This is a genomic window from Nocardia sp. NPDC127606, from assembly GCF_042671725.1.
Classification (GTDB): Bacteria; Actinomycetota; Actinomycetes; order Mycobacteriales; family Mycobacteriaceae; genus Nocardia.
In genome coordinates this window covers 543,183-554,507 of the sequence record NZ_JBHXWQ010000004.1, presented here as the reverse complement: position 1 = coordinate 554,507, position 11,325 = coordinate 543,183, and the positions used below count along the sequence as shown (strand labels likewise).

The 11,325-nt window shown below is 66.1% G+C and carries 7 protein-coding genes; 3 read left to right on the top strand and 4 right to left on the bottom strand.

The window, feature by feature from the left end; translation table 11 throughout:
* Positions 1-247 precede the first annotated feature (247 nt).
* Positions 248-3,445 (bottom strand): (Fe-S)-binding protein, encoded by a 3,198-nt coding sequence (locus ACFVJ5_RS22215; protein ID WP_379222655.1) that lies wholly within the window; start codon positions 3,443-3,445, stop codon positions 248-250.
* Positions 3,446-3,902: 457 nt separating this feature from the next.
* On the opposite strand from ACFVJ5_RS22215, the gene ACFVJ5_RS22210 reads away from it, so the two are divergent.
* Positions 3,903-4,628 (top strand): hypothetical protein, encoded by a 726-nt coding sequence (locus ACFVJ5_RS22210; RefSeq protein WP_379222653.1) that lies wholly within the window; start codon positions 3,903-3,905, stop codon positions 4,626-4,628.
* Positions 4,629-4,694: 66 nt separating this feature from the next.
* Here the strand turns inward: ACFVJ5_RS22210 and ACFVJ5_RS22205 are convergent, their stop codons facing one another.
* Complete coding sequence (locus tag ACFVJ5_RS22205; RefSeq protein WP_379222652.1) at positions 4,695-5,219, bottom strand: YdcF family protein; 525 nt, start codon at positions 5,217-5,219, stop codon at positions 4,695-4,697.
* A 253-nt stretch (positions 5,220-5,472) separates the two neighbouring features.
* On the opposite strand from ACFVJ5_RS22205, the gene ACFVJ5_RS22200 reads away from it, so the two are divergent.
* Together ACFVJ5_RS22200 and ACFVJ5_RS22195 are read left to right on the top strand one after the other, a co-directional pair.
* Complete coding sequence (locus ACFVJ5_RS22200) at positions 5,473-6,795, top strand: UDP-glucose dehydrogenase family protein (RefSeq protein WP_379222650.1); 1,323 nt, start codon at positions 5,473-5,475, stop codon at positions 6,793-6,795.
* A 90-nt stretch (positions 6,796-6,885) separates the two neighbouring features.
* Positions 6,886-8,244 carry an Hsp70 family protein gene (locus ACFVJ5_RS22195; protein ID WP_379222648.1) on the top strand — a complete coding sequence of 453 codons (1,359 nt, stop codon included), beginning with the start codon at positions 6,886-6,888 and terminating at the stop codon, positions 8,242-8,244.
* A gap of 74 nt (positions 8,245-8,318) precedes the next feature.
* Here ACFVJ5_RS22195 and ACFVJ5_RS22190 read toward each other — a convergent pair whose 3' ends face one another.
* A complete protein-coding gene (locus tag ACFVJ5_RS22190; RefSeq protein WP_379222646.1) occupies positions 8,319-9,590 on the bottom strand; it encodes a YibE/F family protein in 1,272 nt (423 codons plus the stop codon).
* A 423-nt stretch (positions 9,591-10,013) separates the two neighbouring features.
* Positions 10,014-11,258: a pyridoxal phosphate-dependent aminotransferase gene (locus tag ACFVJ5_RS22185; RefSeq protein ID WP_378635225.1), complete on the bottom strand. Its 1,245-nt coding sequence runs from the start codon at positions 11,256-11,258 to the stop codon at positions 10,014-10,016.
* Between the last annotated feature and the right edge of the window lie 67 nt (positions 11,259-11,325).

The following is an 11,325-nucleotide window of genomic DNA, read 5'->3' as shown; positions in this document are numbered from 1 at the left end:
GGGGCGTACGCGACGAAGGAGCAAGCCCCGGTGCCTGACCGGCGGCCCCTCAGGGCCGCGGACACGCGCGCGCCAGCGCGCCAATAAACACAGCGTCAAACCGTCCTGGGACTACCGAACAAAGCTCCACAGAACCACCCCCGGCCGCCCCCAGCTCCTGACCAGCACACCCAGGTACATACGCAGAAACCCAGTGAGGCGCGGATCCCGGGGAATCCGCGCCTCACTGGTTATTCGTGTTCAGCTGTCAGTTCTTGCGCCCCGGCGACTTCGCACCGGACTTGAACCCGAGGCCACCCGGCTTGGCAGTCGGCGGCGCCACCGAGGTGCCGTTGCCGTTGCCATTGGCGGGCTCGGCCTCAGTGGCCGGTTCCACCACAGCAGTTTCCGCTTCGGCCGGAGCCGGTGACTCAGCCGGTGCGGCAGAAGCCTCAGCCGGTGCGGCAGCCGGAGCCGCAGCACCAGGCGCCTTCGGCCCCGGACGCTTCAACCCGGACTTCATAGCCAGACCCTTGGCGGGAACCGACGGCTTCGATTCAGCCGGAGCCGAAACAGCAGGGGCGGCAGGAGCTTCAGCGGGAGCCGCCTCCGCTGCCGACGCTTCAGCTGCCGGAGCGGCCGGAGCGGCGGGAGCTGCCGCCTTGGCACCGGGAGCCTTAGCCTTGCCCTTCATGCCCAGACCCTTGACCGGAGCAGCGGGCGCCGCAGCAGGAGCCGCTTCGGCAGGAGCTTCCGCGGCAGGAGCAGCCGCAGCCTTCGCACCCGGAGCCTTCACCCCACCCTTCATGCCGAGCCCGCCAGGAGCCTTAGCAGCACCCTTCATACCCAGACCCTTGACCGGAGCCGCAGGAGCCGCGGTCTCAGCGGCCGGAGCCGCATCGGCCGGAGCCGCTTCAGCCGCAGGAGCCTTGGCACCAGGGGCCTTGGCGCCACCCTTCATACCGAGGCCGCCACCGGGAGCCTTCGCTCCACCCTTCATGCCCAGACCCTTGGCCGGAGCAGCTGTGGCCGGAGCGGCAGGCGCTTCAGCGGATGCCTTCGCACCCGGTGCCTTGGCGGCGCCCTTCATCCCGAGTCCACCACCGGGAGCCTTGGCAGCGCCCTTCATACCCAGGCCACCACCAGCGGGAGCGGCCTTGGGCGCGGCGGTGGTCGCGGTCGCGACCTCGGCCACCGGCTCCGGTTCCACTTCGGGTTCCGGTTCAGCCTTGGGTTCCTGGACGACAACCAGGTTCGCCGACAACTGCGCGGCATCGACACGAGTGATCGAGTCCAACATCAACTGCGAGACATCGACGACCTCGACACCCTCGCCCTGGCCCTGCTCCTGACGCGCGGTCACACCATCGTTGAGCATGACCCGGCAGAACGGGCAACCCGTCGCGATCTTGGTCGGATTCGTCGACAACGCCTCATCGACCCGGTCGACGTTGATGCGCTTACCGAGCTGCTCTTCCATCCACATCCGGGCACCACCGGCACCACAGCACATCGAACGTTCGCCATGGCGCGGCATCTCGATCAGGTTCGACCCGGAGGCTTCCATCAACTCACGCGGCGCGTCGTAGACCTTGTTGTGCCGACCCAGGTAGCACGGGTCGTGATAGGTGATGTTCTGCGAGACCGTGGCGACCGGGACCAGCTGCTTCTGGCGCACGAGCCGGTTCAGCAACTGGGTGTGGTGCACGACCTCGTAGCGGCCACCGACCTGCGGGTACTCGTTGTTGAGCGTGTTGAAGCAATGCGCGCAGGTGACAACGATCTTCTTCTTGGACTGCTCGACACCTTCGAACACCGAGTTGATGACCTCGATGTTCTGCAAGGCCAGCTGCTGGAACAAGAACTCGTTGCCCGCACGACGGGCCGAGTCGCCGGTGCAGGTCTCTTCCGCACCCAACACCATGAACTTGGTACCCGCGGTCGCGAGGAGCTCGGCGACGGCCTTGGTGGTCTTCTTGGCCCGGTCCTCGTAGGCGCCGGCGCAACCGACCCAGAACAGGTACTCGTAGCCGTCGAAGCTGTCGGCGTCCTTACCGAAGACCGGGATGTCGAAATCGACTTCCTTGATCCAGTTGAGGCGGTCCTTGGAGTTCTGCCCCCACGGGTTGCCCTTGTTCTCCAGGTTCTTGAACAGACCCGCGAGCTCGGAGGGGAACTCCGACTCGATCAACACCTGGTAGCGGCGCATATCGATGATGTGGTCGACGTGCTCGATATCGACCGGGCACTGCTCGACACACGCACCACAGGTCGTGCACGACCACAACACCTCGGGATCGATGATGCCGTGCACGTCCTCGCCACCGACCAGCGGACGATCCGCCTCCGCACGCGCGGCCTCGGGGATCTTGGCCAGCGCGGCCTCGTCGGGCTTGCCGTCGGCGTCGACCAAACCGACCTCGTCGCCACCGGCGTCCTTGCGGCCACCGGCCAGCAGGTACGGGGCGGCGGCGTAACCGTGGTCGCGCAGCGACATGATCAGCAGCTTCGGCGAGAGCGGCTTACCGGTGTTCCAGGCGGGGCACTGCGACTGGCAGCGACCGCACTCGGTGCAGGTGGTGAAGTCGAGCCAGCCCTTCCAGGAGAAGTCCTCCATGCGGCCCGCGCCCAGGGTGTCGACCTCGGGGTCGACGTTCTCCATGTCGAGAACCTTGCCGTTGGAGATCATCGGCGCGGCCGCACCGAGGGCGACGCTGCCGTCGGCCTCGCGCTTGAAGTAGATGTTGAAGAAGGCCGAGAACCGGTGCCAGGCGACGCCCCAGGTGATGTTGCGGCCGACCAGGTACAGGAAGGCCATGCCCGACATCAGCTTGATGAACGCGAAGATCGACACCATGGTCGGGCTCGCGGGCAGCAGCTTGGCGATCTGCATGGTGAAGAAGTCGGTCGAGGCGTGGCCGTGCCCGTAGGTGGCGATCTTGCCCGCCTTGACGAAGATCATGCCGAGGCCCTCCATCAAGACGATCGTCTCGATGACATAGGCGGGCGCCATCTTGGAGCCGCTGAACCGCGACAGGCGCGCGGGGATCCGCGGGTGGTTCAGCTGACGGATGATGATCAGCGCGCCGATACCGACCACGGTGCCGATGCCGAGGATCTCGTCGACCAGGTGGTAGATCGCCCAGTTGCCGATGATCGGCCAGTGGAACGAGCCGTCGAAGGTCTGGCCGTATGCCTCGAACCACAGGATCGCGCCGAGGATGAAGCCGGTCATGACCAGCCAGTGCGCCCAGCCGACCGTGCGGAACTTGTTCATCCGCGTGTGGGCCGCGACCTCGACGAACATGTTCTTGAACCGTGGGAAGAACGGTCGCCAACGATCGGGGGCCGTCTGGCCGATGGTGATGGCCTTGCCGATGTTCCAGGCGCCGCCGATAAACGACGCCCAACAGAACAGGCTGAGCACAGCTCCAATCGTGCCCAACGTGATAGTCAGGGCATTCATGTCGCGACCTTTCTTTCGAGGCAACACGAGGGTCTGAGCGAGGAGACCTCACCCGATTGCTCGTATCGTAACCGCCACTAAGTTACCGGCCAGTAACTACCGGTGTCCACCGTAGGATCGGCATTTGCGCTCTGACCTTGTTTACTGGGACTTGACCTGTGGTTTGCCTGTGAGCAATATCACAAAAATGTTTGCTGCGGGGTTCCCGTAGCGACTGTTGAACACCGTAAACCGTCCGTGAACTGCGGTGAAGCTAAGGTCAGGCTTACTAAGCCCATCGAAATTCCTTCTGGCTTCACGGGATTCGGTCCATTAAGCTCCAGCTGTTCTGCATGCTGTGCCGGTCTTCACACTGCTCGGGGAGAAGTAGGGGACATCTCATAGGGATGCCTTGCTTGACGAGTCTCGCGTGTCGCTGGATCGCACTCCGCACCACACCTGATGGATTGGAACCTGAATGAACTTCCGTAGGACCACTGCGGCTGCCGCACTGGTTATCGGGGCGATGACCGTGGCCATGGGCACCGCTCATGCCGAAGAGGCGCCGCAGGACATCAAATACTCGGTCAAGCTGGTCGACAAGACCGTTGTCGCCACCGTGAAGAACGGCACCTTCTCGATTGTCGAGCAGGACGGCGAGACCCCCGAAGCACCCAAGACCAAGGTCGCCGAGATCAAGGACACCAGCGGCGCGGTCGTGATCGCCCTGCCGATCGCCTTCTCGATCGGTGGCGCGGAGATCCCGACGAAGACCGAGGTCGTCAAGGACTCCACTGTTCTGGAGCTCACTCCGGAGCGGCCGGCCGGCGTGAACATCGGCCAGCAGGTCGTCAGCCCGAAGCCTGTCCTCAAGGACATCGCGTCGGCGCAGGAGAACCAGAAGGCGATCAACGACTTCTCCAGCAAGTTCAGCATCGGCACCGCGATCGGCACGTTCGTCGGCACCGCTGTCGGCGCGCTGATCGGTTGCGTCGTCACCATCCCCGTCGGTTGCATCCCCGGTCTGACCGTCGGTGCCGCTGTCGGCGGAATCGTGGGCATGATCGCCATCGGCGGTCCGACCATGGCCGTCACCGGCTGGGAACTGCTGCAGGTGCTGCAGGCTCCGGACGGCACCACCGTGTGGGCCGACAAGCCGAAGGCAGTCGCGGCTCCGGCTCCCGAGCTCGCTCCGGCCAACTGATAGGGCTTACCCCCACAGTTTTCCCGCGTAAGGCCCCGCTCCGCTTCGGAGCGGGGCCTTACGCGTTCAGCAGTCGGCGAACCAGGCCTTCACGAATCCCGCCGACTGATACGCGTAGTCCCAAGCCCAGCGGGCGGGCGAGAGCCGCGGTTCCGGGTCGACGAACAGCAGCTCGCCATCCCAGCATTCACCGAGGATGTAGCGGGCCCGGGAGATGTGCGGGGTGAAGGTGACCACAATGACGCGGTCCCATTCGGCTCCCAGACGCGCCAGTTCTCGACCTTCGCCGAGGGTCGTGCGCGGACTCGGATCGAAGCAGATCACCTCGAAGCTGTAGCCCCCGTGGCAGATTCGATTCACCATCGGGCTGCGTTCGTAGGGATTGGAGACCAGCACCCGGGGCGCGTACCCCCGCGCGGCCAACCGCAGCCCGAGTTGTTCGCGCCCGTCGTGCGCCCCACCGAGAACGAGAATCGCGTCGGCGACCTGCGGATCGTCCGTGCGCGGCCGCACGTATACCGGCCACAACGCGACCACCGCGATCAACACCACGACCAGTGATCCACCCGTGGCGAACAGGACCCGACGCACAGTCAATGCTCCGTCCGCGATGGCGTATTCATGCGATCCCGCACGATTATGCCAATCCCCGCGAACCCGAGCGGCGCGCCACGAGTGCAGGCCGACGATCCGAACCGTACACCCGGCAGCAATCGCATTTCCGCAGGTGAGGGCCCCGCACGCCGATATCCCCAGCTCGCGTTTCCCCCTGTACACCAGATGTTGCGCCCCCTCTTGCCTCACTGACGCGGCGTAGCCACGCGCGCCGCTTACCAACAGAACTATGCGATGCACAGTCTTCGGAACGGGGTACCTCGGAGCCACGCATGCAGCGTGTATGGCCGAGTTGGGACACGACGTGGTCGGGGTGGACGTCGATCCCGGCAAGGTGGCCAAGTTGGCCGATGGTGTGGTGCCGTTCTACGAGCCGGGACTCGAGGAAGTGCTGCAACGCAACCTCGCCACCGGCCGTCTGCGGTTCACCACGGATTACTCCGATGCCGCGGCCCATGCCGACGTCCACTTCCTCGGGGTCGGGACACCGCAGAAGAAGGGCGAGTACGGCGCCGATCTGAAATACGTGCACGCGGTGGTGGATACGCTCGCCCCGATGCTGGAACGCCCGGCGATGATCGTCGGAAAGTCCACGGTCCCGGTGGGAACCGCCGCGGCCCTTGGCATTCGGGCCCGCGAACAGGCGAAGGTCGACGTCGAGGTCGCCTGGAACCCCGAGTTCCTGCGCGAGGGTTTCGCGGTGCAGGACACCCTGCGCCCCGACCGCCTGGTCCTCGGACTGGATCACGGCCGCGAACGCTCGGCGTGGGTGGAGGAGCACATCCGCGAGATCTACGCCGACCTCATCGCCGCCGAGATCCCCTTCCTGCTCACCGATCTGGCCACCGCCGAATTGGTGAAGGTCTCGGCGAATGCCTTCCTGGCGACGAAGATCTCGTTCATCAACGCCGTCTCGGAGGTGTGTGAGGCCACCGGCGCCGACGTCACCATGCTGGCCGACGCGCTCGGATACGACGCCCGCATCGGCCGCCGGTTCCTCAATGCCGGACTCGGTTTCGGTGGCGGCTGCTTACCCAAGGACATCCGCGCCTTCATGGCCCGCTCGGGTGAGCTCGGCGCCGATCACGCGGTGGCGTTCCTGCGCGAGGTCGACAACATCAACATGCGCCGTCGTACGAAGGTCGTCGACATGGCCGCCCGCGCCTGCGGCGGTTCCCTGCTCGGTGCGAATGTGGCAGTCCTCGGCGCGGCCTTCAAGCCCGAATCCGACGATGTGCGCGATTCGCCTGCCTTGAATGTGGCGGGGATGATCCAGCTGCACGGCGCCGTCGTCACTGTGTACGACCCCAAGGCAGTCGAGAATTCGCGCCGGGTGTTCCCCACGTTGAACTACGCCACCTCGGTCTCGGAGGCCTGTGATCGCGCCGACGTGGTGCTGGTCCTTACCGAGTGGAACGAATTCACCGCTTTGACGCCGGCCGACCTCGACCCGGTGGTACGTTCCCGTTCGATCATCGACGGTCGCAACTGCTTGGACAGCACGACCTGGCGTGCGGCCGGGTGGGTATACGCCGGACTCGGCACCCCGTAGAGTAACGAGCCAAGCGGGGGCTGGGCGGATTTCGGTCCGCGTTATCGCAGTCCCTCGCATGTCGTGCAGCACGGACGAGATGGGCAGCGGATGAGTTCGGTTCTGGGAATATCGGTGGGGGCCGGGACGGTACGCCTCGCGCGTCCGCAGCACGGCGGCCCGCACGGTTCCGTTCCGGCGCACTCGTTCGAGGTGCAATCCATCTCGATGCCGGAACAGCAGGCCGAGGAAACCGCCGCCGACGCGATCGCCGCCACGCTGGCCGCGTCGCCGGAGATCGCCGCCACCACCATCACCTTCCGCAGCGAACCGCAGGCCAGGGCGGTCCGCGCGGCGATGGCGCGACGCCAGCTCACGAACTACCAGCTCGTTCCCGAAGCCGTTGCCGCCGTGCACTTCGCCCATGCCACCAGCGATATGCGGGAAGTGTCCACCCTGGCCGTCTACGACCTGGGCAGTTCGGGTCTCACGGTGAGCGTGATCAACGCCCGCACCAGCGATGTGTACCAGTGCGAGCGGATCAGCGATATCAGCGGCGACTACCTGGATTCGCTGATCAGGGAGCAGCAGATCGCCTCGGGCCGGATCGCGCATCCCGCCGACCCGGCGGGCCTGGCCGCTCTCGACGGTCTGTGCCGGGCCGCCAAGGAGCAGCTGTCCAACAGCAACGCGGTGGCCCTACCCAGCGAGCAGGGCCTGGTGCTGCTCACGCAGGAGAATTTCGAAGCGCTGATGATGCTGGCGATCGAGTCGTCGGCCCGGATGACCCGCGATGTCATCATCCGCGCGCAGCATCCGGTGCAGGCGGTGCTGGTTCTCGGTGGCGGCGCCCGGATTCCGTTGATCGCGCGCGTGCTGGAGCGCACGATCGGCGTGCCGGTGATCGTGCCCGCCGAGCCGGAAACGGCGCTGGCCCGCGGTGCCGCGCTGCTGGCTCGACCCGCCCAGGTCCAGCAGGCGCCCGTCGCCCCGGCGCCGATCCCGATGGGCGACCACGAGGACGCCACCCCCGCTTGGCTCACCGCGCCGACCCGCGGTCGCCGCCCGCTCAGCGCACTCACCAACCGCGCGCATTCCCGCCGGGAACTGAACGTGGCGGTGCTGACGGTGAGTTCGCTGGTGGTGGTCGCCGCGATCGGCCTCGGCCTCGGCTACGGCCCCGAAGTGCTCGAGCGCGGTTCGTCGAGCGACGGTTCGCAAGCCGTCCCCGCCACCACCGCGCCGCGCCCCAGTGCCGTCGGCCCGACGACGGCCTCGGCCGCGACCACCGAGGCTCAGCACGAAACCGTCGCCGCGCCACCGGTCAATCCGCGTCGGGCCGAGGAAACCACCGACGCGCCGCCGACCCAGGGCCCCAACACCTTCACCGTCGTCCCGGGCCTGCCCCCGGTGGTCCTGCCGACCCTGCCCCCGGTGGTCCTGCCCGGCTTCCCGCCTGCCGGTCAGTAACCGTTCCTGCCTGCTGGACGCCGCCCGGTTCGCCGAACCGGGCTCAACGGAGCCGGTCCGGCGTCCGAGCAACCTCAGTTCCGCGCGTGCCTGGCCCGCGCGGGCGGCACCGCGGCCTGCTTCGCACCGAACGGCCGGGCCAGCATCACCGCGATCGCGGTCGTCAACGGCACCGACAACGCCAGCGCGATACCGCCCACCGCCGATCGCGTGATCTCGATCGCCACCGCGTCCCCGGTCAGCACGTCGGTGATCGATCGCCCCGCGATGCTGAACAACAGCAGCAGCGGTAGCGCTCCACCGGCGTAGGCGAGCACGAGCGTGTAGACCGTACTGGCGATGTGGTCGCGCCCGACCCGCATGGCCGCGGTGAAGATCTCCCGCCGCGACGCGCCCTCATCGAGCGCGGCGAGTTCGAAGGCCGCCGAGGCCTGCGTGATGGTCACGTCGTTGAGCACACCGAGCGAGCCGATGATGAACCCCGCCAGCAGCAGCCCGGTGATGCTCACATGCTGAATGTAGGTCGCCACGTTGGTGTTCTGTTCCTCGGACAGCCCTGTGAGATGGGTGACCTCGATCGCCAGCCAGGACAGCACCGCCGCCACCACCATCGACGCGAGGGTGCCGAGCAATGCCGAACTGGTCCGCAGATTCACCCCGTGGGCGAGGTAGAGCACCACGTAGAGAATCAGCGCCCCCGACACCAGCGCGACCGGAATCGCCGACTTCCCGTCGAGCAGCGCGGGCAACAGGAACATCACCACCACGCCGAACGCGAAACACAACCCGACCAGCGCCCGGAATCCCCGCCATCGCGCGACCACGCAGATCACCACGACGAAGGCGAGCACGATCAAGGTCAACGGCAGCCCGCGCGAGTAGTCCTCGAACGCGTACATGGTGACCCCGGACGGATCCGCGGCGCGCACCACCCGGATGTCGTCGCCGGCCCGCAGATCGGGCTGCCCCGGCCCCGGCGCGATCTCGAACAGCGTCTTCTTGCCCTCGTCGGGTCCCGACCTGATGTCGATGATGCTGCGCTGACAGGTGTAGGAGGCGGTCCGCGGCGGTTCCGGCTTGTCCGCGAACACCTTGCCGTTCGACGGGCTCCCGCAGGGCCCGATGTCCTGCATGACAACCGTTCCGGCCTCGGTCTGCACCGCCTCACCGGACATGGTCTGCATGGGCAGCGGAATCTCGACGTGCTGCGCGCTCGGCCACAAAATCACCGTCGCGACCAACACCACCACCCCGATGATCGCCAACAACCCGACGACGACCTTCGCTGCGGTGTCGCTGATGGCGATCGGCCCGGAATGGTCGTGATGGTGATGATGCTCGCTCACGACCAGAGCTTAAAGGACCTCGTTTTCAATAACACGCCCGCAACACCAGATCTCGCAACAACAGGGGTAACTCCCCGCACAAAAAGCCTCCCCGGGTCTAGGTCTGGCCTAGACCCGGGGAGGCGGGTTTGTGGGCGGCGGAGAGCAGGGGGGTGTCTCCGCCGCCGGAGGCAGGCGCCCAGGGGGGTAGGCGCACATACCTGAGGCTCTCGGTTGTCCAGGGGGGGTAGACAACCGGGCCAGGGCGCCGAAGCGCCGAGGTCTACTGTACACAAAAGATGGACTTTTGCACTAGTAGATCTTCAAAACATCCAACATTCCGAACTCAGAGTCTGTTTTACCTGGCATACCAGGATGCCCACCCTGCCCAGAGCCCATAAACTCACTGGTCAAAGCCGTGACAGGTGAGCATCGCCTGTAACTCTACTGCCGGTAACTGGACAGGAAATTACCGAACCGCTCGATCGCCACGGCCAGATCCCGCGCCCACGGCAACGTCACGATTCGCAGATGGTCGTTCGCAGGCCAGTTGAATCCGGTCCCCTGCACCATCAGGATCTTCTCCTGCAACAGCAGATCCAGCACGAGCTTCCCGTCGTCGTGGATCTCGTGCACATTCGGATCCAACCGCGGGAACGCGTACAGCGCGCCACGCGGCTTCACGCACGACACACCGGGGATCATGTTGAGCCGCTCCCACGCCACATCGCGCTGCTCGAGCAACCGCCCACCGGGCAGAATCAGATCGTCGATGCTCTGATGGCCGCCGAGCGCCACCTGGATGGCGTGCTGGGCGGGCACGTTCGGGCACAGCCGCGAGGACGCGAGCAGGTCGATGCCCTCCAGGAAACCGGCCGCGTGCTCCTTGGGCCCGGTGATGGCGAGCCAGCCCGAGCGGTAACCGGCCACCCGGTACGCCTTCGACAGACCGTTGAACGTCAGGCACAGCAGATCGGGCGCGAGCGAGGCCAGCGAGATGTGCTTGGCATCGTCGTAGAGGATCTTGTCGTAGATCTCGTCGGCCAGCAGCAGCAACCGGTGCTTGCGCGCCAGGTCGACGATCTGCTGCAACACCTCCGCCGAGTACACCGCACCCGTCGGATTGTTCGGGTTGATCACCAGCAGGGCCTTGGTCTTGTCGGTGATCTTCGATTCGATGTCGGCGATATCGGGCTGCCAGCCGTTCTCCTCGTCGCACAGGTAGTGCACCGGAGTACCGCCGGCCAGGCTGGTCATGGCCGTCCACAGCGGGTAATCGGGGGCCGGGATCAGCACCTCGTCGCCATTGTCGAGCAGGGCCTGCATGGTGACGGTGATCAGCTCGGATACCCCGTTGCCGAGGTAGACGTCGTCCACATCGAGCTCGGGGAAGCCGGGCACCAGCTCGTACCGGGTGACGATGGCGCGTCGCGCCGACAGGATCCCCTTGGACTCGGAATACCCCTGGGCATACGGCAGCGCGGCGATGATGTCGCGCATGATCACATCGGGGGCCTCGAACCCGAACGGGGCGGGATTGCCGATGTTGAGCTTGAGAATGCGGTGGCCCTCGGCCTCAAGGCGTGCTGCCTGTGCGTGAACCGGCCCACGGATCTCGTAGACCACGTTCTGCAGTTTCGTCGACTGCTCGAGAACGCGCGGGGGCACATGCGGCGATTGAGGACTCACGCGTCCATGTTGCCATCCGAGGCAAACCGATTTCGTCGCACGGTTGCTTTGTGCCTGGTGACAGGCT